The sequence below is a fragment of the Pseudoduganella plicata genome, from assembly GCF_004421005.1.
GTDB classification, from domain to species: domain Bacteria; phylum Pseudomonadota; class Gammaproteobacteria; order Burkholderiales; family Burkholderiaceae_D; genus Rugamonas; species Rugamonas plicata.
Map to the genome: position 1 here is coordinate 3,433,905 of NZ_CP038026.1, position 24,571 is coordinate 3,458,475.

General features: G+C 66.7%; 22 protein-coding genes. 2 read left to right on the forward strand and 20 right to left on the reverse strand.

The window, feature by feature from the left end:
• Positions 1 to 106 precede the first annotated feature (106 nt).
• Complete coding sequence (locus E1742_RS14990; protein ID WP_134385708.1) at positions 107 to 733, forward strand: TetR/AcrR family transcriptional regulator; 627 nt, start codon at positions 107 to 109, stop codon at positions 731 to 733.
• Here the strand turns inward: E1742_RS14990 and E1742_RS14995 are convergent.
• Genes E1742_RS14995 through E1742_RS15005 form a run of 3 tightly spaced genes read right to left on the reverse strand, consistent with a single transcriptional unit; the run spans position 721 to position 3,539 of the window.
• Positions 721 to 2,118: a DUF4214 domain-containing protein gene (locus E1742_RS14995; RefSeq protein WP_134385710.1), complete on the reverse strand. Its 1,398-nt coding sequence runs from the start codon at positions 2,116 to 2,118 to the stop codon at positions 721 to 723. The two genes, E1742_RS14990 and E1742_RS14995, sit on opposite strands and share 13 nt — an antisense overlap.
• A gap of 58 nt (positions 2,119 to 2,176) precedes the next feature.
• The gene (locus tag E1742_RS15000; protein WP_134385712.1) at positions 2,177 to 3,268 is read right to left on the reverse strand and encodes a WD40/YVTN/BNR-like repeat-containing protein; all 1,092 of its coding nucleotides are present in this window, start codon (positions 3,266 to 3,268) and stop codon (positions 2,177 to 2,179) included.
• Between the two features lies 1 nt (position 3,269).
• Positions 3,270 to 3,539, reverse strand: coding sequence for a MoaD/ThiS family protein (locus E1742_RS15005; protein WP_134385714.1), 270 nt, complete (start codon positions 3,537 to 3,539; stop codon positions 3,270 to 3,272).
• Between the two features lie 87 nt (positions 3,540 to 3,626).
• On the opposite strand from E1742_RS15005, the gene E1742_RS15010 reads away from it, so the two are divergent.
• Complete coding sequence (locus E1742_RS15010; RefSeq protein WP_134385716.1) at positions 3,627 to 3,941, forward strand: hypothetical protein; 315 nt, start codon at positions 3,627 to 3,629, stop codon at positions 3,939 to 3,941.
• 54 nt (positions 3,942 to 3,995) lie between these two features.
• On the opposite strand, the gene E1742_RS15015 is transcribed toward E1742_RS15010, so the two are convergent.
• Genes E1742_RS15015 through E1742_RS15095 form a run of 17 tightly spaced genes read right to left on the reverse strand, consistent with a single transcriptional unit; the run spans position 3,996 to position 24,409 of the window.
• The gene (locus tag E1742_RS15015) at positions 3,996 to 4,286 is read right to left on the reverse strand and encodes a 2Fe-2S iron-sulfur cluster-binding protein (RefSeq protein ID WP_134385718.1); all 291 of its coding nucleotides are present in this window, start codon (positions 4,284 to 4,286) and stop codon (positions 3,996 to 3,998) included.
• Between the two features lie 13 nt (positions 4,287 to 4,299).
• Complete coding sequence (locus E1742_RS15020; RefSeq protein ID WP_206076682.1) at positions 4,300 to 5,292, reverse strand: polysaccharide deacetylase family protein; 993 nt, start codon at positions 5,290 to 5,292, stop codon at positions 4,300 to 4,302.
• On the reverse strand, positions 5,276 to 6,595 hold the full coding sequence (locus tag E1742_RS15025; protein ID WP_134385719.1) for a putative O-glycosylation ligase, exosortase A system-associated: 1,320 nt from the start codon (positions 6,593 to 6,595) through the stop codon (positions 5,276 to 5,278). The genes E1742_RS15020 and E1742_RS15025 overlap by 17 nt, the downstream gene beginning before the upstream one ends.
• Entirely contained in the window at positions 6,592 to 7,992 is a 1,401-nt protein-coding gene (locus E1742_RS15030) for a phenylacetate--CoA ligase family protein (protein ID WP_134385721.1), read from the reverse strand. The genes E1742_RS15025 and E1742_RS15030 overlap by 4 nt, the downstream gene beginning before the upstream one ends.
• Positions 7,989 to 9,107, reverse strand: coding sequence for a glycosyltransferase family 4 protein (locus E1742_RS15035; protein ID WP_134385723.1), 1,119 nt, complete (start codon positions 9,105 to 9,107; stop codon positions 7,989 to 7,991). The genes E1742_RS15030 and E1742_RS15035 overlap by 4 nt, the downstream gene beginning before the upstream one ends.
• On the reverse strand, positions 9,104 to 10,345 hold the full coding sequence (locus E1742_RS15040) for a TIGR04063 family PEP-CTERM/XrtA system glycosyltransferase (protein WP_134388184.1): 1,242 nt from the start codon (positions 10,343 to 10,345) through the stop codon (positions 9,104 to 9,106). Before E1742_RS15040 ends, E1742_RS15035 begins: the two co-directional genes overlap by 4 nt.
• A gap of 38 nt (positions 10,346 to 10,383) precedes the next feature.
• Positions 10,384 to 12,273 (reverse strand): XrtA/PEP-CTERM system amidotransferase, encoded by a 1,890-nt coding sequence (locus E1742_RS15045; protein WP_134385725.1) that lies wholly within the window; start codon positions 12,271 to 12,273, stop codon positions 10,384 to 10,386.
• The gene (locus E1742_RS15050) at positions 12,261 to 13,418 is read right to left on the reverse strand and encodes a TIGR03088 family PEP-CTERM/XrtA system glycosyltransferase (protein ID WP_134385727.1); all 1,158 of its coding nucleotides are present in this window, start codon (positions 13,416 to 13,418) and stop codon (positions 12,261 to 12,263) included. The genes E1742_RS15045 and E1742_RS15050 overlap by 13 nt, the downstream gene beginning before the upstream one ends.
• A 4-nt stretch (positions 13,419 to 13,422) precedes the next feature.
• Positions 13,423 to 14,997, reverse strand: coding sequence for an exosortase A (gene xrtA, locus E1742_RS15055; RefSeq protein ID WP_134385729.1), 1,575 nt, complete (start codon positions 14,995 to 14,997; stop codon positions 13,423 to 13,425).
• A complete protein-coding gene (locus tag E1742_RS15060; RefSeq protein WP_134385731.1) occupies positions 14,994 to 16,241 on the reverse strand; it encodes a TIGR03087 family PEP-CTERM/XrtA system glycosyltransferase in 1,248 nt (415 codons plus the stop codon). Before E1742_RS15060 ends, xrtA begins: the two co-directional genes overlap by 4 nt.
• Before the next feature lie 3 nt (positions 16,242 to 16,244).
• A complete protein-coding gene (locus tag E1742_RS15065) occupies positions 16,245 to 17,339 on the reverse strand; it encodes a FemAB family XrtA/PEP-CTERM system-associated protein (protein ID WP_134385733.1) in 1,095 nt (364 codons plus the stop codon).
• Complete coding sequence (locus E1742_RS15070; protein ID WP_229465988.1) at positions 17,336 to 18,208, reverse strand: XrtA system polysaccharide deacetylase; 873 nt, start codon at positions 18,206 to 18,208, stop codon at positions 17,336 to 17,338. The genes E1742_RS15065 and E1742_RS15070 overlap by 4 nt, the downstream gene beginning before the upstream one ends.
• Before the next feature lie 7 nt (positions 18,209 to 18,215).
• Positions 18,216 to 19,355, reverse strand: a complete 1,140-nt coding sequence (wecB, locus tag E1742_RS15075) for a non-hydrolyzing UDP-N-acetylglucosamine 2-epimerase (RefSeq protein WP_134385735.1) — start codon at positions 19,353 to 19,355, stop codon at positions 18,216 to 18,218.
• Complete coding sequence (locus E1742_RS15080) at positions 19,352 to 20,362, reverse strand: XrtA/PEP-CTERM system-associated ATPase (protein ID WP_134385737.1); 1,011 nt, start codon at positions 20,360 to 20,362, stop codon at positions 19,352 to 19,354. Before E1742_RS15080 ends, wecB begins: the two co-directional genes overlap by 4 nt.
• A 10-nt stretch (positions 20,363 to 20,372) precedes the next feature.
• Complete coding sequence (locus E1742_RS15085; protein WP_134385738.1) at positions 20,373 to 21,914, reverse strand: TIGR03016 family PEP-CTERM system-associated outer membrane protein; 1,542 nt, start codon at positions 21,912 to 21,914, stop codon at positions 20,373 to 20,375.
• The gene (locus E1742_RS15090; protein ID WP_229465990.1) at positions 21,895 to 22,854 is read right to left on the reverse strand and encodes an XrtA-associated tyrosine autokinase; all 960 of its coding nucleotides are present in this window, start codon (positions 22,852 to 22,854) and stop codon (positions 21,895 to 21,897) included. The genes E1742_RS15085 and E1742_RS15090 overlap by 20 nt, the downstream gene beginning before the upstream one ends.
• Positions 22,855 to 22,879: 25 nt before the next feature.
• A complete protein-coding gene (locus tag E1742_RS15095; RefSeq protein WP_134385740.1) occupies positions 22,880 to 24,409 on the reverse strand; it encodes an XrtA system polysaccharide chain length determinant in 1,530 nt (509 codons plus the stop codon).
• Positions 24,410 to 24,571 lie beyond the last annotated feature (162 nt).

Genomic DNA, 24,571 nt, shown 5'->3' on the forward strand with positions numbered 1-24,571 from the left:
GTGGCACCAAATTGAAACCGGAGCCTGTCACCGGTTTCAGTAAGTTACACTACACAGTGTAGTTTCATACTTAGGAAAAGTAAACCAGGCGGTGTAAAATAATCGCATGTCCGCCCCCTCTCCCCAGCGCCTGACCGACCGCAAGCGCGCCGCCATCGTCCAGGCGGCGATTGCCGAATTCCGTGTCAGCGGCTTCGAAGCCACCAGCATGGACCGTATCGCGGCCACGGCCGGCGTCTCCAAGCGCACCGTCTACAATCACTTTCCCAGCAAGGACGATCTGTTCGCGCAGATCCTGCAGGAATTGTGGACGTGCAGCGCGACGGTGGACGCGATCGCTTACCGCCCCGGCACCCCGCTGCGCGCGCAGCTGATTACCCTGCTGACGCACAAGATGGCGCTGCTGCGCGATCCGTATTTCCTCGACCTTGCACGCGTGGCGATCGCCGAAGCGATCCATACGCCGGAGCGGGCGCACAGCATGGTGGCGAAACTGAGCGAGAAGGAAGAAGGCGGCGCCGCCTTCCTGCGCGCGGCGCAGGCGGACGGCAAACTGAAACCGGGCGATCCTGCGCTGATGTCCCAGCTGCTGCAAGGGCAACTGAAAACCTTCGCGTTCTGGCCGCAGGTAGCGATGGGCCAGCCGGCGCTGGAGGAAGCCCAGCAGACGACTGTCGTCACGACGGCCGTCGACATGTTCCTCGCTTACTGGGGTACCGGTCAGCCCGTGTAGGCGTCGTAGTCGAAGCCGTCGCCGATGACGCCGATCAGCAGTGCCTTGTTCTCGGCGCTTTCGCTGAAAGCGGCCATCACCTCGGCCTTGTCCGCCCCCTTGTTCAGCGAGTCGGTCCAGTAGGCGAATCCGCCCTGCTCGGGCGCGCGGTGCAGGATGTTCTGGTACAGGCGCGTGACGAATGCCACGTTGTCCGGATTGCTGCTGCCGTACAACGCGGCGAACTCGGCGCCCTGCATGAAGCCGGCGGCCACGTCGCGCAGGCTGGTTCCGCTGTCCAGCACATTGATCCAGTAACCAAGGCCGCCGGCGTCCGGCGTGCGGTCGAAAGCGGCCTGGTAGAGCCGGTAGGCAGAGCCGGCCACCCCGTCGATATCGAGCGCCACCACCTTGTCGGTGAAGATCACGCGCTCGACGTCGACCAGCCGGTCGATGCCGTCCCAGTCGGTCGTGTCGGTGACGGTGGCGGTACGGCCGTTGCGGACGATGTCGTAGTCGCTGCGGTCGCCTGCATAGATAACGGTGTCGAAACCGGCGCCGCCATCGATGACGTCGTCGCCGCCGCCGCCGCTGAGGAGGTCGTCGCCGGCCAGGCCCGTCAGCACATCATCGCCCCAGCCTCCGATCAGCACGTCCGTACGCACGCCGCCCGTCAGCACGTTGTCGCCGTCGTCGCCTTCGAGCCATACCCCGCCGGCCGAATTGACGCCCATCTCGCCGCGCAGGCCGTCGACGCCGTACAGGTAGTGCAGCGCCGCCAGGTCATAGGGGCTGTATTCCGTATGCATATACCCGTCGGACGTGTACGACATCAGCGTGTAGCTCGTGTCGTCGACATCGTCGGACAGCACGATATCGCCACTGAACGGGTGCTTCAGGCCCAGCATGTGGCCCATTTCGTGCAGCAGCGTCTGGTAGCCGTAGCCGCCGGGCGTCAGGTCGGTGTTCGGGGTGCCGAACACATCGTCCAGATAGATGATCGCTTTTGCGCTGTACGACGTGATCGTATAGTCGTACGGATTGTAGCGGTATGACGACTCCCAGCGGCACTCGGCCGCCACGTCCGGGTCGACGATGGTGGCGTTGACAAAGCTGATCTGCGCACTGCTCGGGCTGAACGATTCGACGAACTCGATGCCAGTCACTTCGGTCAGGTAATCTAGTGCCTCACGGGTGTAGTGCTTCTGGTTCGCCGTGAAGGCGCGGATGTTGCCGCTGACGTCGTCATTGTCCGTGATCGAGGCATTGAAGGTGCTGAACGAATAGTAAATCGTGTTGTCCGGATTACCGGTCAGGTAGTTCCAGTTCGGTCCCTCGTCGAGCAGAGCGTCAATATTGATCAGGCCGGTCAGGGGGATGGAGGTGATATCGGTAACGGTGGCCACGGCAGTGTATAGTTCAGCGAGAAAGCACCATTATTTCCACATGGAAACTAAAGGTCAATCAATTTCTGGTGGAAACTGCCGCATAGACTGGCGGTAAGTGGGTATTCACCTCGTCCCAGCGGTCGCCGCCGTTGCTCGACAGCCACAGTCCACCCGTCGTGGATGCCATCAGCAACGTCGTGCCATCGTCGTTGACGGCCAGCGCGTGGCGATAGACCAGATCGTAACAATGCTTTTGCGGCAAGCCGTCACGCAGCGTGTCGAACGTGGCGCCGCCGTCGCGCGTGCGGTTCACGGCAAAGGCAGCGGCAACCGGCACGCGCTGCTGATCGGCCACCGCCGGGACAAACCACGCCGTACGCCCGTCGCGCGGATGGACCGCCACGGCAAAGCCGAAGGAGGACAACGGCGCCGTCACTTCTTCCCACGTTCCCGCGTTGTCGGTGGAGACCCAGATGCCGCTGTGATGCTGGCACCACAGCACGTCCGGCTGGCCGGCGCAGCGCACCACCCGGTGCGGGTCCTGCCCGGCACCATCCTCCGCCAGCTCCGGCGGCATGTAGCGGGCCTGCATGCCTTTCGTGCGCAACTGCCAGGTGGCGCCGCCATCGCCCGTCAGCCAAACGCCGCCGCAGGAAATCGCGACGAGCACGTGGTTGCTGTCGCGCGGATCGACGCAGATGCTGTGGATGCCCGGCACGTCATAGCCGCCACCGAACCATTGCGCGCGGCCGTCGACGTTCCACAGGCCTTCCACGAGTTGCCAGCTGGCGCCCCGGTCGGCGGAGCGGAACAATCCCCCGGGCAGCGTGCCTGCCCACAGCACGCCCGGCTGGTCCGGCCCGGCCGCCGCCAGGGTCCAGATCTGCTTGAGGGTCCAGTCGGTCTTGTCGTCGCTGTCCTCCGGCTTGGGCGGGTAGACGGGAACGGCCACTTCCGTCCACGCATCGCTGCCCGCATCGCGCCGGTGCAGCTTGGCGCCGAAGTGGCCCAGGTTCAGCGCCGCGTACGTGCTGCCGTCGCGGGCGTCGTGCAGCACGGCCGAGACGGGGTCGCCGGGAAAATGCGGGGTCCCGAGCTCCCAGCCGGCGGCATCCTGCGTCAGTTCGAACAGGCCCTTGCGGGTTGCGAGCAATGCGTGGTCTGCCATGTCAGCCTCCTGAAAGTGCCTGCAAGATGTGGATGGTGGAGTCGGGCCGGAGCGGGTCGTCGAGCCGGATGCGCTCGCGTGTGCGCCGGCCGTCGATGAAGATGACGACGTTTTCGCGCAGCCGGCCCTGGTCGTCGAGGACGTAACCGGCCAGGCGCGCGTTGGTGGACAGGATGCCGTCGAGGGCGGCGCGCAGCGTGGCCGCATCCGTCGCCATCTGCGGGACGGGCAGGAAGCGCGCCAGCTGTTGCGTGAAGACGATCTGCGCCATGTCGGGGACCCTCCAGTCTGCCGATTCTAGCGCGGTTACGGCCGCCTTTGGCCTAGAATGAAGGCACGTGCATCACCGGAGCCACACATGTCGATCACCCGGCAGGAACTCGAATTACTGATGCAGGAAGTGGAGCAGGAGGACCCGATCGACTTTGCCGATCTGCCGTTCGACGAGCACGCGCTGCGGGGCATCGTGGCCAGCCATCTGTGCGAGATGGCCGATGCGATGGAATCGTTCAGCGAAGAGGACCGCCGCCTGACGCTGCTGGCCGTCTCCGCCAAACTGGTGCTGGAAAACCTCGTGCTGCACGTCCAGCTGCTGCGGCGCCACGGCCTGCCGCTCAACGAGCAGACCGAGGCGCTGCTGTCACGCCTGCGCAGCGGCGATGCCCCGGGCTGACCGGATACCCGCGGCGCGCGCCGTGCCGTTGACGCGGTTGACCAGGTTCGCAAGTCACCCTGGCGGTTCCATACGCCGCGCCGCGGGTATCGTCAGGACGATGTCCTCCTGCGCCACGGCCACGCAGGGCAGCACGTCGTGCGCCAGCTTCTCGTCCAGCGACAGGCCGGGCCACTCGACCAGATAGCGCACCTTGCCGCCATCGCTGGCGCAATAACAGGTGCGGCAGGTGCCGTTGCGGCACGAGCTGGGCAGACGGATGCCGGCCCGTTCGGCGGCGCGCAGCAAGGTTTCGCCTTCCGCCGCCTCGAACTGCCAGCCTTGCGGCAGGATCGTTACGCGCAATGCCTCCGCCTCCTTACGCGCGCCCGGCGGGAACGGTGAGATTACGGGCCAGGCGCAGTACGAAGCGCAGCCGGTTGCGGTCCCACGGCGTGAAGCGCGGCAGCTGGAACGGATCGGGCGCGCCGCGGCTGGCACCCCATGCCGTCGATACCGCGCCCTCGAAGCCCAGGTCGCGCGCCATCGTCACGTGCTGCGGCAGGTAGTCTTCGCCCGGCTTGCCGTTCGGGTAGGCGAACAGGGCCACTTTTTCGCCAAGGAGGTCTTCCAGCGCCAGCTTGCCCTGGGCGATTTCCTCGCGTGCCTGCGCATCCGGCAGCCGCGCGAGGATCGGATGATTGACGGTATGCGCGCCGATGTCCATGCCGGCCGCGCGCAACGACCGCACCTGCGCGGTCGTCATCATCAGGTTGTCCGGCAGTGCGCAATCGGCCAGCGCCGCCAGGCGCTCGACCTTCTCGAGACGCTCGGCTGCCGGCAGGTATTTGAGCTGGCCGATCAGGGCCGGTATGGCATGCTGGCGCTCGGCAACGGTCCGCAGCGGGTGAACGCCCAGGCCCAGCGTGGACGCATCGAGCACGTTGTCCGGCGTGCGTCGCACCAGTTCGATGACGCTGTCGTTCCACATGCGGCCGCCGTTCAGGAAGCCGCTGGCAACAAAAAAGGTGGCGGGCAGGCGGTGCTCGCGCAGCACGGGCAGCGCCACTTCGGCGTTGTCCGCATAGCCGTCGTCGAACGTGATGGCGGCGGCGCGCGGGGGCAGGCTGCCGCGCTTGGCCATGGCCACGGCCTGCGCCAGCGGCAGCACGTTGAAGCGCGACTTTAGCAGCGCCATCTGGTCGGAAAACTCCTGGCGATCGACTTCGCCTGGAAACAGCTCGTCCTTCACCGGCAGCACGCGGTGATAGATCAGGATCGACAGCCCGCGCTTGCCGCCCGGTGAGCACAGCGACAGCAGGCTCCTTTCCAGCAGCGCCGAGCCGGCGCCCGCGTCAGCGTAGCGGTTCATGCTGCATTTCCTCGATCTCCCTGTTCGATTCGGCCACGGCGGCACGCTGCTGCGCGTCGGCCACGGGCGCCTTCTCGCGCTCGACGATCAGCCGGACCGCCACCATGCCCGCCATCAGATAATACGGCACGTCGAAGTATGCCAGGCTGAGAAAGGCGCCGCCCACCATGAATCCCAGCAGGCTGACCTGCAGCATCTTCGCCAGGTCCGACGCCCATGCGAGGTCCTTGCGCAGCGCCGTATGGCGGATGATCCATGTGCCCGTGCGCCACGTGAGGCAGCCCAGCACAAGGTAGATCGCCAGGCCCGCCCATCCGTGTTCGCCCAGTACCTGGAAGTAGATGCTGTGCGCCGCGTGGATATCGTGCGGCACGGGCGCGTATTTTTCAAACACGTCGGCCTCGTAGATGATGAAGCCCCCGCCCAGCGGCCGGTCGTTTGCCAGGTTGTAGGCCATGTGCCACGCGTTGATGCGGCCCATGGCCGACGCATCCTGCTCGTATTCGTTGATGGTGTCGATGCGCGAATGCCACTGCTCGGGCATGAACAACAGGGCGAACGGCACGCAGCACAGGATGATGACGCCGAACGACAGCTTGTTCTTCCCCTTCAGCCAGAGGAACAGCAGCATGGCGGACATCGCGATGGCGGCGCCGCGTGAGTACGATCCCAGCGAGGCCAGTGCGCACAGCAGCATCGACGCCGCCATCGCACGCCGGCCCCACTTGTTGGCGATCAGGCCATACAGGTAGTACATCAGCGGAATCGTCATCACCAGCGCCAGCGCGATTTCGTTGTTCCCGTCGATGAACGTGCCGACCGGCCCCCAGACGCGGTACTGGCCGCCGCTGCGAATGGTAAAGATGCCGCCCTTGGTGCCGTAGTAGCCGATGGAAACGACGATGGTCCAGATCATCCACTCGATATGGATGCGCTTGCGCAGCAGCATGAGCACGATCAGGGTCATGCCGGTGATCTTGATGACCTTGACGAGCTGCGTCCACACCTCTTCCGGATGCATGGCGAAGACCGACGTGACGCACATCCAGCAGATGAACAGGATGAACGTGGCCGTTACCGGCGTCAGGGGCAGGCGGTAATGCCGCCGGCTGTTGGTGATCATCGCGGCGGCAGTGACGACGGCGATGATCGCGGCAAACGGAAAGTCGCGGGCGAAGCCCCAGCCCTGCGTATGCGGGTTCATGACGCTGATCCAGATCCACATCACCATGCCCAACGATGGCCGCTTGAAGATGTACGGCAGCGACGCGAACACCAGCAGCGTGACGATCACGTCCCTCATGCGACGGCTCTCCCGGCGGCCACCTTGCTGACCACGTAGCGGAACTTGCCGGATTTCTCCGGACCGATGGCACCGACCTGCTCGACCTGGACGGCCACTGCGCTGCCCAGGCGGGCCCTGAAGCCCCTCTCGATATGCCCGCGCAGCGCCGCGTCCAGCGGCGCCTCCAGTACCACCTGCACGTGCGTCAGGTCGACGCTTTCCTGTGTGATCTTGAACGCCTTCACCTGCGGCAGGTCGCGCAGGATGTAGACCAGCGCCAGGCCGTGCATGACGGTGCCGTCCTGCGCCACCATGAAGTCCGTGGTGCGGCCCTGGATTTCCTGCAGCAGCGGCAGGCCGCGGCCGCAGGTGCAGCCCTGCGTGCCCAGCACGCCGATATCGCCGGTGCGGTAGCGGATGAACGGGAAGTCCCCCGTGGCGAGGTGCGTTACGACGATCTCGCCCGACTGGCCGCGCGGCACGGGTTGTCCTTGCGGGTCGATGATCTCGACAATGATGTCCTCGGCCGTGATGTGCATGCCGCCCTCGGGACACTGGTGCGCGATGAAGCCGGCGTCGCGGCCGCCGTAGCCGTTCGCCACGGGGCAGCCGAACGTGGCGGAGATCTGCGCGCGCTGCTCGTCGTACAGGCGCTCGGACGTCACGAACGCCACGCGGATGCCCAGATCGTCCATGCGTTGGCCCTGCGCCTGCGCATGCCGCGCGATGTGCGACAGCGCGGACGGGTAGCCGAACAGCATGCGCGGACGGTGCGCGCGGATGCGGGCGATAAAGCTGTCCAGCTTCGCGGCGGACATCTCGAAGGCCGGCAGCAGGTGCGTGCGCAGCAGCCGGTCGCGCAATGCCCGCACGCGGTCCTGCGTGCCCAGTTCGATGGGCGAACCCCAGACGACGATCTCGGGGTCGCCGATATCGACGTTCCACCAGCGCGTGGCGCGCCACTTTGCCGCCACGTCGTGGCTGACGCGCTCCCTGCCGATATGGAAAATCAGCGGCTCGCCACTCGATCCGCCCGTGTTGAAGCGCGCCAGGCCGACTGCGTCGTCGGCCTTCAGCCGGTCCGTATTGGCGCGGATGATGGCCTTGTCCATCAGCGGCAGCCGGGCCAGGTCGGCCAGCGAGCGGACATCGCTGCGGGGATCGAAACCGACCTGGCGGAACAGGTCGCGGAAGTACGGCACCCGGGCCGCGGCCCGCTCCAGCAACGCGCGCAGGCGCCGCAGCTGCAGCTCGCGCAGCCGCTCTTCCGGCCAATACTGCGATGCCTCCAGCCCCTTGCGTACGGCCACGCTGCTGTGCTGCTTGACTCTTTCGTGCAGCGGGAACAGCAGGTTCGTCACCAGCGCCGTGTAGGGCGCCGGGCGGTAGCGCGCAGTTGTCGAAACGGCCTTCATGGCTGGCTCACCGGCGTGACGGCACGGCCGGCCAGCACCGCTTCGTACACGGCCAGCAGGCAGGGACGCACGCTGGCCCAGGTATATTGCTGTACCTGGCGCAGGCCCGCTTCGCGCAGCGACGCGGCCAGGCTGGGCTCCACGGCGAGACGCCGCACGGCATCGGCCATCGCCCGTGGCGCGCCCGGGGGCACCAGCAGCGCCGTGCGGCCATGTTCGACCAGGTACGGCACGCCGCCGACGTCCGTGCTGACGACGGGCACGCCGCACGCCAGCGATTCCAGCACGGAGTTGGGCATGTTGTCGACCAGGCTGCAGTTGAGCACCACGTCCGCCTCGCGGTACAGCGCGGCCATGCCGGCATTGTCGACGCGGCCCGTGAAGGCGACCGCGTGGCCCAGCCCCAGTTCGGCCACCAGCTCCTCCAGCTCCGCCCGCAGCGGGCCGGAACCGGCGATGACGAGCGTGGCGGCCGGATCGTGCGCGTGCACCAGCGCCAGTGCGCGCACGGCCGTCGCGTTGTCGTAGATCGGCTCCAGGTTGCGCGCCACCAGCAGGCGCAGTCCCGTGCGGCCCGGCTTTGGCGGCGCCACCGAAAACCGCTCCAGATTGACGATATTGGGCACCACCTGCGCCGCGAAACCGAACCTGCCGAACACCTGTTGCAGGAACCCGGATGGCACGATCACGGCATCGGCCCGCGCAAGGCTGGGTCGTACCCATCCCTGCGCGCGCCGCAGGAAGGTTTCCGCTTCGCCGCCCCGGTAGTTGATGACGACGGGCGTGCCGCGCAGGCGCGCGATCCAGATGGCGGGCGCTGCGAACAGATGCCACGACCAGCCGGAGTTGGCCATCACGTGGAACACCTGCACGCGGCCCGCCGTGCGCCACAAGCCCGTCAGATAGGGCAGCAGGCGCACCGCGGCGCGTATGCCCCTGATGCGGCCGGCCCATGCCGGGCGATATGGCGCGTTGACCTGCACCGTCTCCACCTCGATGCCTTCTCCCCGCAGCAGCGCGGCCAGTTGCAATGTCTGGTTGGCCATGCCGCCCGACGGCGGCGGCAGCGGGCCGACCAGGCCCACGCGCAAGGGCGGCGTCACGGCGTCTCTCATGGCTGCTCCACCGCTGCCGACGCCGCCCTATCCATGCCCGGCACCAGATTGCCGTACACCTTGCGGTAACGGCTGACGCTGGCCGCCCAGCTGCGCTGTTCCTCGACAAAACGCCGGCCCTGTTCGCGCAGCAGCGGCCAGCGCTCCGGTGACGCCAGCAGTGCGAGCACCTTGCGCGCCAGCGCCGCCGCGTCGCCGGCGGCAAACAGCACGCCGGTCCGGCCGTCCTCGATCAGTTCGCGGTGCCCGCCCACGTCGGACGCCGCCAGCAGACGGCCCTGCGCCATCGCTTCCAGCGGTTTCAATGGCGTCACCAGATCCGTCAGGCGCATCTTCAGGCGCGGGTAGCACAGCACGTCGATCAGGTTGTAGTACCGCGGTACGTCGCCGTGCGGCACGCGCCCCGTAAAAATCACCTGCTCCGTCACACCAAGGGCCTCGGCCTGCTGGCGCAGCGCCGCATCCTGCGGGCCGCCGCCGACCAGCAGCAGGCGGATGTCCGGCTGGTGCGCCAGCATCGCAGGCAACGCGTCGAGCAGCACGTTCAGTCCTTCGTACGCATAAAACGAGCCGATAAAGCCCAGCACCGTCTTGCCCTCGAGCCCCAACTGCCGCGCCAGTGCCGCATCGCGCGTGCCGCCCACCTGAAAATCGCCGATGTCGACCGCGTTCGGGATGACGTCGACCTTGCGCGCCGGGATGCCGCGGCCGAGAATCTCGGCGCGCAGCCCTTCGCAGATCGTCGTGGCCGCGTCCACGCGCCGCAGCGCCCACGTTTCCAGCGCCCGCGTCAGGCGATAGCGCACGCCCCATTCGCGGCTGGTGCCATGATCCACCGCGGCGTCTTCCCAGAACGCGCGGATCTCGTAGACGACCGGGATGCCCAGCTTGCGCCCTACCCGCAGCGCCGCCACCGCGTTGAGCGCCGGCGAGTGTGCATGCAGGATATCCGGTTTGATCTCGCTGGCTACCTGCAGCAACCGCTCGGCCAGGCGGTCGATGACGGCCAGCTGGTTCAGCACCGGCAGCCGCGCCAGCCTGCCCCTGGCAGGCGCCGTGCGGTGAAAGCGCAACCCGTCGGCGGTGTCGATGCCATCGTGGCCGTCCCCCTGCTTCGAGCCGGTGATGTGGTGCGTTTCCCAGCCCAGCGCGCGCTGCTGCTGCAGGATCGAGCGGGTGCGGAAGGTGTAGCCGCTGTGCAGCGGGATCGAGTGGTCCAGCACGTGCAGGATGCGCAGTGGCCGGGCCGCGCTGGCGAGAAAGTCGGAAGTACCCATCACAGCTCTTTTCTGAGGAAGGCTTCGAACATCAGCAGCGTCCAGATCGGCGCGCTGTAGTCGCGCCGGCCGGACTGGTGCTGCTCCACCATCTCGGCCAGGAAGGCACCGTTGAACATGCCCGTCGCCGCCAGATTCGGCCCCAGCAGCGAACTGCGCACGCGCTCGCGCAGCGGCCCGCGGAACCATGCCGCCAGCGGCACGGCAAAGCCCTGCTTGCGCCGGTACAGGATGTCGTGCGGCAGGTGCCTCTCCATGCTTTTCTTGAAGATGTACTTGCCTTCGCTGCCCTTCAGTTTCATGTCCGGCGGCAGGCCGGAAATCCACTCGACCAGCCGATGGTCCAGCAGCGGCACGCGCACTTCGAGCGCATGCGCCATGCTGGCGCGGTCCACCTTCGTCAGGATGTCGCCCGGCAGGTACGTCTTCATGTCGAGGTATTGAATCATCGACAGCGGTTCGTCGGTAGGCGCGCCGGCCGCATGGCCGCGCATCACGTCGATGGCGCGATAGCCCTGCAGGCCGGCGCGGAAGCTGTCGGAAAATAGCTGCGCGCGCATCGCATCGGTCATGATCGAGACGCCGTGAAAGTAACCCTCCACCAGGTCGCGCGACAGCGCCTCGAACGTCGTCTTGGCACGAAACACGCGGGGCGCCCAGTCGGCCTTCGGATAGTATTTGCCCAGGGTGCCGAACAGCGGCTTGCGCAGGCCGGACGGGATGCGTCCGCGCACGCTTTCCTCCGCCATCGCATAACGGTAGCGGCGGTAGCCGGCCAGGTTTTCGTCGCCGCCGTCGCCGGAGAGCGCCACCGTCACGCGCCGGCGCGCCAGCTGGCAGACGCGGTACGTGGGAATCGCCGAGCTGTCCGCATACGGCTCGTCGTACAGGTCGGACAAGGTGTCGAGCAGCGCGAAGTCGTCCGTATCGACGGTCTCGACATGGTGATCCGTGCGGTACTGCTGCGCCACCTGCGCCGCGTAGGCCGATTCGTCGTATGCCTTGTCGCGAAACGCGATGGAGCACGTATTGACGGCACCCTTCGTCAATCCGGCCATCATCGCGACGACGGCGCTGGAGTCGACGCCGCCGGACAGGAAGGCGCCCAGCGGCACCTCGGCCACCAGCTGGCTGCGCACCGAATCGCGCAGCCGTTCCACCAGCTCGCCCTGGGCATCGCCTTCGGTCATGGCGTGATGCAGCTTGAACGGGATATCCCAATAGCGGCGCGGCTGCGCCAGGGGCTCGCCAACCTGCTGCACCAGGCGGAAGCCGGGCGACAGTTTATAGGCGCCCCGGTAGATCGTCTTCGGTTCGGGAATGTAGCCGTACGCGAAATAATCCTCCACGGCGCAGGGGTCGATCGCGCGCGGCAGGCCGGGCAGCGAGCGCAGCGCCTTCAGTTCGGAACCGAATGCGAACAGGCCATCCGGCAGCATCGTATAAAACAGCGGCTTCACCCCCATATGGTCGCGCGCCAGGAACATCAGCCTGCGGTTGCGGTCCCACAACCCGAACGCGAACATGCCGCGAAAGCGCTCCACGCACGCTTCGCCCCACTCTTCCCACGCGTGCACGATCACTTCCGTGTCGCTGTGCGTGCGGAACGTGTGGCCCAGCGCCTTCAGCTCGGCCGTCAATTCACGGTAGTTGTAGATCTCGCCGTTGTAGCAGACCATGACGCTGCCGTCCTCGTTGCCGAGTGGCTGCTGGCCCAGCGTGATGTCGATGACGGACAGGCGGCGGTGGCCGAAGCCAACGCCGGGCTCGCGGTAGATGTCCCCCTCGTCCGGCCCCCGGTGGTGCTGCGTGTCGTTCATGCGGCGCAGCAGCGCCTCGTCGATCTCGCGCCGGCCGCGGGTATCCAGTAGTCCGACTATTCCACACATGATGGCAGTGCCCCTTTTGTCTTGATCTTGCGTTCGCACAGGGCGTCATACATTTCCTGGTACGCCGCTACCATTGCGGTCATGCTGTAGTGACGCAGCACGCGCTCGCGCCCCGCCGCGCCGTGCCGCCGCGCCAGCTCCGGCGCCAGCACGTACTGCTCCAGCGCGGCCGCCATCGCCGCCGGGCTTGACGCCGGCACCAGCAATCCCGTGCTGGCGTCGGCGATGACCTCGGGGATGCCGCCCACGCGCGTGCCGACAACCGGCAGCCCGCTGGCCATCGCTTCAAGGGCGGAGCCGGGTGTGCCTTCGGCGATCGACGACATGGCGAAAATGTCGAAGCCGCGCAGCAGGTCCGCCACGTCGGTGCGCGCGCCCGGCAGCCAGACGGCATCCTGCAGGCCCTCCGCCGCCACCTTGTCGCGCAGCGTTTGCCGCAGCGGGCCGTCGCCGACGATCGCCAGCCGCAGGCGGCCGGCATGGTCGGGAATGCGCGCGCGCAGCAGGGCGAACGCATCGATCAGCGTGGCGTGGTCCTTCACGGCCTGCAGGCGTCCTACCGTGCCGATGACAATCGTGTCGCGCGGCGCGACCGGCCCGGCCGGCGGATGAAAACGTTCCGCATCGATGCCGTTGGCCAGCATGCGGCTTTTATACGCGGGCACGCCGATGACGTTGCGGTTCCACGCTTCCATCGCTGCCGAGTTGGCGTAGCAGCAGTGGTAGAACGGCACCATCAGGCGACGCAGCAGGTTGTGCTTGCGGTTGGTGCCGTCGGGATCGTCCGCATCGCGGCCGTGTGCGCCATTCACGCGCACCGGCACCCCGGCCGCCAGCGCCACTGGCGCGTATTCGATGGCGGACAGGTTATACGAGTGCAGCACGGCCGGCTGCAGCTGCCGCAACAGCTGCCACAGCGCGACGTGCGTCCGCAGCGACAGGCCTGGCTGCTTGTGCAGCGCGTGGAGGGCGACATCGGACCGCGTAATTTTCTTCGCGAATGCCGGATCGAATCCGGTCAGGCAGACGATGGCGTGGCGGTAGCGATCGGGCGGCATGCGGTTGATGCGTTCGACCATCAGCGATTCCAGCCCGCCGAAGTCGAGCCGGTAGATCAGGTGGACGATGAGGGGAATTTCGTGCATGGTCTCACTGCCTGCGGTTGGCGGCCAGCGCGGCGTCGAGCGCGGCCAGTTCGGAACGCAGGAACGTGCGCAGTGCCGGCCGGGCCGTGGCGGGGTCCTCGTCGTAGGGTGCGAAAACCATGATGGCCGCGCCGTCGCCGCTGCCGGTCAGGAATTTCTGCCGTACCTGCAGCAGCTTGCCGGCGTAGTCCCCGGGTGTCGTGGCGCCACCGATCCAGTACCACTGCCAGACGACAAAGCGCGCCTCGGTGCCGCCGACGGTGGTTTCACGCACCCGCAGGACCTTGTCGCCGACGGTTTCGTCGCGCAGCGCGGACCCGGTTTCGTGCCAGGCGGTGCGCGGTTCCGTCAGGCGGTTGGTGGAGCTGATCAGCCGTTCGGGCCGGCCGTCGCGGTAGTAGCGCACGGCCAGGCCGACGCTCGTGCCATCCACCTGATAAAACTCCTGCAACGTGGCGCTGGCGGGCGCAAACGCCGGCGCCCAGAGGGTAAACGGCAGGGCGCTGCGGTCGGACGCCTGGTAAGCCGCCAGGTCGGCCGGCGGCGGCGACGCATTGCCGCGTTCCAGGTGGCGGCCGTATGCCGGCCAGACGCCCACGCAGACGACGACGCCAAGCGCGGCCAGCATCAGGATCGCGGGGGCGGCCGAGCCGGCGGCCCCACGCACCGCCGGCGCCGGTGCAGCGCCTTCCTCGCGCCAGAAACTGCCGATCCAGAACAGCAGCAGCATGACCAGCCCGAAAAACGCCCAGCCATAAATCAGGTGATCGACGCCGACGGCCAGCGTCATATTGCTGGTGTGGCCGATCATGACGATCATGTAGGCGCGCACGCCGTTGGCGACGATCGGCAGCAGCAATGCGACCAGCGCGAACAGCACGCGCCGCCGTGTGCTGCGGTAGGTGAGATAGGCGTACAGGCAACCCAGCGTGAACGACGAGATCAGGTAGCGCAGCCCGCTGCATGCCTCTACGACCGACCAGTCGCCGGATGGAATGCTGAAGTTGTTCCCTTCGCGCAGGACCGGGATGCCGGTGGCGCGCAGCGCATCGACGGTGAACGCGGCGGTCAGTTCGATCAGGGGATCGATCAGTCCTTCGCCCACCGGCACGCCGAACAGGATGAAGGCGAGGGGGAACGTGATCGCGCGGGCGATGGCAACGCCCGCCACGGCCAGCACCGTCAGCGGTATCGTCAGCGCGAATGCGTACTGCCGCACGATGTAAACGTCGCCCAGCAAGCCAAGGGTCCAGCCCGTGCCGCACAGCGCCAGCGCCGCCAACGCTGGCCAGCAAGGCCGCACCGGCAGCTGCGCCAGCACCGCGCGGCGCTGCCAGATCAGCCACGCACTGATCGGCAGGATGACGTAGCCATGCGCGAACGTGCCGGAACGCTGCCAGATCGCGGCGATGGACGCGGCCGTGCCGAAATACGCCACGAACGGCACCAGCACGGCGCCGAGCACGATCAGCCAGTGCGCCAGGCCGGCCCTGGCGGCGCGTGGCTTCTGCGATGACGGCGGCAGCGGCTCCGGTACCGCGCTGCGCAGGCCGGCGATCGTGCTGGCGACGGTATTCATGCCTGCTTCCGCTGCGCCATGGGGAGCGCCGTGTCCGCCACCGCGGGTCGAACCGCCGGTGCTTCCAGCAACGAGTCCAGCGCGGCCAGCCGGGCATCCCAGCCGTAAGCGCATTGCACCAGACGGCGCGCGGCGGCGCCGACGGTGCCCGGCGCGGCCAGCTCCGTGGATACGGCTGAGGCAAGGGACGGCGCATCGTGCGCGACGACGACATCGCGGCCCGGCACGGCATCGATGCCCTCCAGCGCCTGCGGCGTCAGCACGACCGTTTTCGCCATCGACATCGCTTCGAGCACCTTGTTCTGGATGCCGCGCGCTACGCGCAGCGGCGCCACCGACAGCGCGGCATGCGCCACGTAGGGCCGCACGTCCGGCACGGTGCCGGTGACGGTCACGCCGGGCAGCGCGGCCAGCGCCTGCACCTCGGGAGACGGGCGCGCGCCAACGATGACGAAACGCGCATGCGGCGCACGCGCCAGCACCGCCGGCAGCACGTCGCGGGCAAACCACTGCACGGCATCCATGTTGGGCCAATAATCCATCGCACCACAGAACACGATGGCCCGCTCGCCGCTCGCATAGGGGTCGGCGTGCACGTCGTCCGGCGAAAAATATGCGGTGTCGACGCCGTTGCTGTACCAGCCGATACGGCCCGCGCTTTCCGGCGCCAGCGTGGCGAACAGCTGCGCTTCCGGTGACGAGACGAACAACGCGGCGTCGCTGGCGGCGGCCACCTTGCGCTCGTAGGCAAGCAGCCGCCGTGCTTCCAGGCCGAACACGGTGCTGGCCGGCCATGCGCGCTGCCGTGCATACTGGCGCCATTTTTCCGAGTCCACGTCGCACAGGTCGACGATGCGGCGTGCGCCGTCATACTGCTGCACGTACTGCGCCATCGGCGACGAGAACACGACGATGCGTTCGATGCGCCACGCCGCCATCGTGGCGCGCACCCAGTGATGCATACCCTGGTCGTTGTAATAGTCGAGCGACATCGGCCGGCCGGCGGGCAGCGCCAGCAGGCTGCGCACGCGCGCAGCCCGAGGACGCAGTGGCGCGAAGTGGCTGGAGGCGCACAGCGTGCGGACTTGATCGACGTGGCGCCAGTCGTCCGGGTCGTCGACAAAGGTGGCGAGATGCACGCGGTAACGCGCCGCCAGGTGGCGCAGCAGATGCCACGAGCGGATCTTGTCGCCCTTGTTCGGCGGGTACGGCATGCGGTGCACGAGGAGCAGCAGGTCGTCCACGGCTTACCCCAGGTCCTTGACGATATGGGGGCCGAGCGCATTGGCCAGCGCCAGCGGCAGCTTGCGCCACAGGCGGATGAACAACTGGTACTTCGGGTTGAGCGGATTCACGTCGGGAATCGACGTTGCCGTGACGAGCCGGTATTCGTACGGCAGCGGCTGGGCCGTGAAGCCCCAGTTCTTCTTGAAATCGAAGGCGCCGGTGCCGCGCTTGCTGCGGCCGAAATCGAAGATGCGGCAACCGCGCGCGCTGGCGGCCTGCATCAGGTTCCAGTACATGAAGTCATTGCCGGCCACGTCGCGCGCCAGCGGCATGCCGCCGCCGTAGTACGGCAGCACTTCGTCGCGGAAGAAAAAGCTCAGCACCCCCGCCACCAGTTCGCCGTCGCGCACGATCACGCGCACTTCGCAGTCGTCGCCAAACTCCTCCTTCAGCAGCGCGAAGTATTTTTTGGAGAACACCGGCGTTCCCAGGCGATGCACGCTGCTGGCGTACGCCGTGAAGAAGCGCTCCACATTGTCGTCCACTTCCCCCGTCAGGCCGCACTTGATGCCCTTGCGGACCATGGCGCGCTGCTTGCGCGGAATGGCATTCAGGTTTTCCTCGTCCACCGCGCCGATGGCCTTGCGGAACGTGACGTACAGCTCCTTGCCCTGCCATGCCGCGTCGTCCGGATGGGCCGCCGTGACGTTGCGGTATTCCAGGTGGCCCACGTCCAGGGTGGCGGCCAGGTCGATGGCCGCCATGTCGAGCTCCTGGCGCGCCGCATCGGTCAGCGCGGCCACGCCGCCATAGACGCAGAACGGCAGCGCGATCAACGCATGGCCGAACAGCCGGCTCTTGATCTGTGCCAGCGGCAGCACGCCCTGGATCTCGCCATCCTGCTCGGCCAGGTAAAACCAGGTGCGGTGGCCAAACGCCGCTTCGATCACCCGCTGCCAGCCGGCGCGGTGAAAGAACGTGGCCTGCGGGCATGCCTGCACGAACGCATCCCAGCGGGCGCGGTCGGCGGCATCGTCGTGCAGCAGCCGGACGGTGAGGGGACCAGCCGCCGGCGCCTGGGCGCGCCGCATTGCCGACTCGATGATGGCGCTCATGGCCGCCCCAGGAAAATGCGGTCCATCCGGTCCCACGCGAAGTCGCGCGTCAGCGCACGGATGCGCCGTTCCATGCGGTCCAGGTTGACGTAGTGGCGGAAGCGGCTTTTCAGGCTCACACCGGCGGGACGGGGCTGGCCCGGGTCCAGCTCCCACGGGTGAAAATAGAAAATCGTCGGCTGGCCGTCCTCGCGGTTGACCCGCCGCATCAGCGTGCGCGAGAGCGCGTACGGCAGCAGGCGAAAATAGCCGCCCCCGCCAGCCGGCAGGTTGCGCCGCAGCAGCCGTACCGTTGTAATCGGCACTTCCAGCAGGCCGTCCGTCCCGTGCGGATAGAACGCAAAGCGGGGCGCGTCCGGCATGCCGTAGTGATCGTGGGCGATCGGGTAGATGCTGGAACTGTAGCGGTAGCCCGCCTCGTGCAGCGCCGCCAGCGCCCACAGGTTGGCCGGGCCAATGGAGAAACTGGGCGCGCGATAGCCCTGCACCCGCTGGCTGCCGATATCCTCCAGCAGCGCCTTGCTGCGCACGATATCGTCCGTGAAGTCGGCGCGTGACTGGTCGGAGGCGCGCAGGTGGCTGTAGCCGTGGCTCGCCAGCTCGTGCCCGGCGGCGACGATTTTGCGCACCATCGCCGGATAGCGCTCGGCGATCCAGCCCAGCGTGAAGAACGTGGCCAGCGCCTTGCCCTCTTCCAGGATGACGAGGATGCGTTCCACGTTCGCCTCCACCCGGCATTCGCGCGCGGGCCAGCTGGCGCGGTCGATGTGCGGCGCGAACGCCGAGACCTGGAAATAATCCTCCACGTCGATCGTCATCGCGTTGCGGATCGTCTGCCTGGCGAGGTGCGGCACGGGTCCGTTCATCATTGCCTCCTTATTCGCGCCCGCGCAGCCAGTCGCGCACGATGACGGCGATGCGTTCGGCGGCGCGGCCGTCCCAGTAGTGCGGCACGCGCCCGGCCTTGCCGCCGCCCGCCATGATCGCGTCGTACGCGGCCAGGATGATGGCCGGGTCGCTGCCGGCAATCGTGTTGGTCCCTTCATCCACCGTGATCGGGCGCTCCGTGTTGTGGCGCAGCGTGATGCAGGGCGTGCCCAGCGCCGTCGTCTCTTCCTGGATGCCGCCCGAATCGGTCAGCACCACGCGCGCTTGCTTCATCAGGCCCAGCATCTCCAGGTAGCCCATCGGCGGCAGCAGCAGGATGCCCGGCCGGTCCAGCAGGTGGGACAGGCCGAAGCGCTCGATGGTGGCATGCGTGCGCGGGTGGACCGGGAAGAACACGGGCGTGCGCTGGCCGATCCGCGCCGCCGTTTCCAGCAGCCGTTGCAGGACGGCGGCATCGTCCACGTTGGACGGCCGATGCAGCGTCAGCACCGCGTAGCCATTGTCGGTAAAGCCGGCGCGGCCCGCGTCCGCAGCAATGCGCGCGGCGGGAATGGCACGCGGCAGGTTCAGGCGCAGCGTATCGATCATGACGTTGCCGACGAAGTGGATGCAACGCTCGTCGATGCCTTCCCTGAGCAGGTTGGCGCGGCCGCTTTCCTCGGTAGTGAACAGCAGGCTGGATAACTGGTCCGTCAGGACACGGTTGATCTCTTCCGGCATGGCGCGATCAAAACTGCGCAGGCCCGCCTCGACATGAATCACGGGGACGCCTTTTTTCGCCGCCACCAGCGCGCAGGCGATGGTGGAATTGACGTCGCCGACCACCAGCACGGCGGCCGGTGCCACCTCGTCCAGTGCCGGTTCGAACCGGCGCATCACTTCGGCCGTCTGCTGCGCGTGGCTGCCGCTGCCCACTTCCAGGTTGATGTCCGGGTCGGGAATGCCCAGCGCCTGGAAATACTGGTGGTTCATCGCCACGTCGTAATGCTGGCCCGTGTGGACCAGTAGCGGCGCGAGCGCCGGCCCGTGCGACGACAGCGCGGCCATGATGGGCGCCATTTTCATGAAGTTGGGGCGCGCGCCGACCACGCAGAGGATGCGATGCGGCTTGTCGTTTTGCTGGCTCATGGCGATTCGCTATCGATGGCGTGGTTGGGGGCGCGCACGATCTTTTTCAGGATCGACAGGACGGAACCCATCGATTTTTCCAGCCGCAGCATGCGCTCGTCCATCAGCGCGGGATACTGGTTGGCGAACACCGCGTGCTCGGCGTCCGGCCCGACAAACGGCACACCCGCGGGCGCCGCGTCGCCGGACGGCTGGAATTCCTGGTCGATATCGCGGATGACGGTGTCGATATCGGCCTCGGTAAACGCATGCATCTCTTCCAGGAAGCCCATCAGCAGCAGGCGGTCGCACAGATGGTTGGTTTTCCTTGGTATCCCTCCCGTGAAGCCGTAGATCGACGCGTGTGCGCCGGCGCTGAACGCCGGATCGCCCTTCCAGCCGACGGTCAGCAGACGATGTTCGATATAGGCCTGCGTTTCCAGCGCATCCATGGGACCCAGGTGGTAGGTGGCGATGACACGCTGGCGCAACTGCTGCATGCCGGCGCTGTGCAAGGTGGCGCGGAACTCGGGTTGACCCAGCAGAAAGGTCTGCAACAACGATTTTTCGTCGGTCTGAAAGTTCGACAACATCCGCAATTCTTCCACCACGCGGGGTGTCAGGTTTTGCGCTTCATCAACGATCAGCAGGGCCCGCTTGCCTTGTTTATCGCAGCTGCGCAGGAAATTCTCCAGCCGGGTGAGCAAGGCGGTCTTGCTGGCCGCGTCCTCGTACGGCAGACCGAACCCGGCCACGACACCGCGCAGGATATCGTCGGCATTCAGGTGCGTATTGACGAGGTGCGCCGCCACGATCTGCCCGGATTCGATCCTGCGCAGCAGGTGCCGCACCAGCGTGGTCTTGCCCGCCCCCACGTCGCCCGTGATGACGATAAAACCCTCGCCCTGCGCCAGGCCGTATTCGAGATACGACATGGCCCGCTTGTGGCCCCTGCTGCCGAAATAGAAATGCGGATCGGGGCGCAGGCGGAAGGGCTTGTCGGAAAGGCCGTAATAACTTTCGTACATCGCGTGACCCTCAAAGCTGGAAGGTTAGTTGGGCCGAAACGGAATTTTCCGTGTACGGCGTCGCGCTCAGCCCGGCGTTGCCGTTGGTCCGGCGTGCGCTCACCGTGCCGTGCGTACTGCGGCCGAACTGGTGACTGGCGCTGACCGACATCGTCCGGCTGCGCGAGCGCAGGTCCAGCGACAGCGACTCGGCACGCATGAACGTGCTGCTCAGCGACACCTGCGTGCGCCCGCTGACCTGGTAGTTCAGCGATGCGCTGCCGCCGCCCTGGCTGACGTTGTCGTTCAGGCTGAAGTTGTTCGAGCCCAGCAGCGGGCTGTCCGCCGTGCCCTGCGTGAGCGCCTCGCGGCGGGTGCGGTAGACGCTCAGCACGGCCGTGCTGCGGGAAGCGCGCAGCGCCACCGACGCGTTCAGCTGCTTTTGCAGCACGTAACGGTTGCTGAAGTAATTGACGCTGTTCGGCAGCGATGGCGGCAAGCCCGTCGCGGCCATGTACGCCGCCACGACCAGCGCGCGCTGCAGCGGGTCCGGATAGTTCGCCATGAACATCTGGTTCAGCAGCGCGGCCGTGTCGACCGTGCTGGGCAGCAGGAACTGCGCGCGGGTCGACGTCACGTCGTCGCCATAACTGACGTTCCAGACGGTGCGCCGGCTGCGGTGCGTCAGGCGGAACGAATAACTGTCGCCGTAGTAGCGGCGCCCCAGCGTGCCTTCGATGGTGGTACGGCCGGACGGCGTCCACGACAGGCCGGTGGACCAGCTCGCGCCTTCCGTCTTGTCGCTGAGCGCGTCGTACGTGTAGCGGTCGTAGCCGCCGCTCAGGGTCCAGCGCAGCTGGCGCGTCACCGACCAGCCGAGATTGGCATTGACGGCCCGGCTGTGCGTCTGCGGCAGCGCGGCGGTGTCGACGTTCTGGCTGCTGGCCGTCAGGCCCCACGTCACCTTCTGGAAGCGGGCACCGCTGGACAGGCTGAGCAGCAAAGCGTCGCCTTCGCTGCTGCCCAGGCCGATATTGCCGCCATCGACGGCATCGCGGGTGTAGCTCGCCTGTGCGGTGGCAAAGGCGCCGAACTGGTGCATCAGGACGGGGTTGACGCGCCAGCTGCGCACTTCCTGCCGGTTTGTCGTCGTATAGTCGTTCTGCGTCTGCGGGCCGAAGGCGGACACGGGCTGCAGGCTGATGTGGTAATCCGCGTCGACGAACAATGTGTCGGGCACGGCCTTCGCGTGCAGGGCCGCGCTCAGCTGCTGCGTCACCCGGTCGGTGCCGCTGGGCCGCTCGCCGGAATAGTTCAATGCATTGACACGGTAGTCCAGCGCGGCTTCCAGCCGCGGTGTGCGGTTCGTCACGCGCAGCCCGGGCGACAGTTCCGTCACCCATTGCGAGCCGGACTTCCGGCTGGTGAGGCTGGCATTGTCCGTCCAGGTCTCGCGCACCGCGACGCTGGGCGCGATGACCCAATCGGCCCGTGCCGAGGGTGCGGCCAACAGCGTTGCCAGCGCCGACACCAACAGGCGCACCGACGGCTGCCTAGCCGTAGTGATAGTCATACGTCTCGGCCCCGAGCAACTCGCGCGACTTGTTGTAGATGAGGTTGACGTTGCTGCAGCCTTCCAGCTGGCTCAAGGCTTCCAGGACGGCGTGTTGCGTCGTGCGTTCCGATTCCACCACCATGGCGATCTGGCCCATGTGGCTGGCCAGCACGCGCGCTTCGCTGGTCAGCAGCAGCGGCGGCGAATCGAAGATGACGATGCGGTCGGGATACCGGCTGGCGATCTCCTGCACGAGCACGCGCATCGACTGGCTGGCCAGGATTTCCGTGGCGTTGGCGTTGCTCGTGCCTGCTGGCAGGATGGACAGCGTATCGACGTTGGTGCGCAGCAGCACGTCCGCCATCTCGTGCTCGGCATGCAGCACGTCCAGCAGGCCGCGCTGGGCCGAAACGCCCAGCGTGCGCAGGATCGACGGCCGCGCCACGTCCGCATCGACCAGCAGGACGGTGTGGTCCAGCTCCATGGCAATGCTCATCGCCAGGTTGATCGCACAGAACGTCTTGCCTTCACCCGGCAGTGAACTGGTCACCATGATCAGGTTGCCGGGATTGTCGCCGGCCTTGCGCGGCGCAAAGGCCCGCTTGATCAGCGGGCGCTTGATGATGCGGAACTCCTCGACCATGGGCGTGCGTCCGCCGGCCGACGTGACGAGGCCCCGGCGCGACATGCCGGCCAGGTCCAGCTCGATGTGGTGGGCGGGGTGCCGGCGCGCACGCGGTTCGTCGCTGCCGCCGTGCGGGGCGTCGACCAGTCTCGCCATCGGGGCGGCCGCGTGGGCCGGCTGGGCCACGACGGCGGGCTCCACGACAGTGGGCTCGACAGTGGGTGCGGTGGCACGCTCGGCCACCGCAATGGCCGCCGCCTCGTCGAGCGCGGCCGCATCGATGAAGGGATCGCGCTGGGCAATGCGGCTGGCTGCTTTTTCGATAATGCTCACGACACGCTCCTGGGTGGATGGGCCATCACGCCGAACGGAACAGGGTCAGCGCCAGGATGCCGCCATACGCGCTGGCCAGGGACAGGATCGCCATGCCGAAACCGATCAGCCGACGCCGGCGCTTGACCTTCTGGGTATCCGTCCAGTTCATGCTGATCGCGCCCAGCACGGGAATACCGGTGATGTCGCGCAGGCTGCGCTGGCTGAGGAAGGTGGGGCGTACTTGGCTCATCAGCAAAGCGGCGCCGAGCCCGGCCACGAGCGCAACCAGCAGAACGATCGAATACAGGCGCAGGCGGTTGGGGCCGACAGGCGTGCGCGAAGCCGTGGGCGGATCGACGACACGAAAACTCATCATGTCGGTGGCCGTGCTCAGGTCGCCCGACAGCTTGGCCGACTCGCGCCGCTGCACCAGCTTCTCGTAGTTTTCCTTGTTGATGGCGTAATCGCGGTTCAGCTGGGTCAGCTGCGCCTCGATCTCCGGCGCCATATTGCTGTGCGAGCGCATCTGCGCCAGGCGGTTGGTGTACTCGGTCACGCGCGCCTGCAGCGAGGCAAGCTTGGCTTCCTCGACGGACAGCGCCACGTTCATCTGCTGGAGCATCGGGCTGAAATTGGCGCCAGGGTCGCCCACGCGCATCTGTTTTGCCTCGTCCTTCTTGCGCGCCTGCAGGAGGCCCAACAGGCGCACGTTCGAGACGATGTCCGGATGCTGTTCCGTGTACTGCAGGCGCAGCGTGTCGAGCTGCTTCTCGATCGCGGCGATGCGCTCGTCCAGCTCCGGATTGGCCGACTCGGCCACGACGGCGCCGCCGACCGGCGCCATCTCGTCGCCCGTTATCTGGCGGCGGATGGCATTGCGGGCCTGCTCCGCTTCCAGCAGCTCCAGCTTGGCCTGGCTCAGCTTGTCCGCCAGCTCGGCGTAGCCGCCTGCATAGTCCATGCCCTGGCGCGGCAGCATGCCCATATTGCGAATCTTGAATTCCTTCAGCGCGTTCTCGCCAACGGCCAGGCGTTCCTCGTACATCCTGATCTGCTCGTCGATGAACTGGATCGCCTTCTCGGAATCGAGCTTCTTGCCACCGAAGCTGCCCTCGACAAAGATCGTCAGCAGCGACTGCACCACTTCGCGGCCCGTCTTCGGGTTCGAGCTGGTGTAGGAGATCGTGTAGATGTCGTCGCGTTCGGTGCCGCCCATTTTGATTTGGGTCATCAGCTTGTCGACCATCTCTTCCTGTTCGCGCGGCGTGGCCGCCTTGATGTCCAGGTCCACCATGCGCATGACGCGTTCGACGTTGGGCCGGCTGATCAGGGTGCGCCGCATGAACATGACCTGCTGCTCCACATTGGGCATCGTCGTCATGCTGGCCATCAGGGGTTTCAGGATGCTTTGCGTATCGACATAGACGCGTGCCGTGGCCTGGTATTCGTCGGGCATCGAATGGACATAACCCCAGCCGCCCAGCGCCACCAGCCAGCTGATCCCGATGGCATACCAACGGTAATTACCAATTGCCTTGAGAAAATTAAGCAGTACCGCAACGAGCTCAGCCATTTCATCCACTCACGAAAGAAAAACCAAGCCGCGGTAGCGCGCGCAGCCCAAAAGTTATTGCTTAAATTACATCAATTTCGTTATAATACCGTAGAAATCGTTGCCGCTTTATATTAATTTGTCACTGCGGCATCGGCGCGACAGCGTTAATATTGGCGAAGT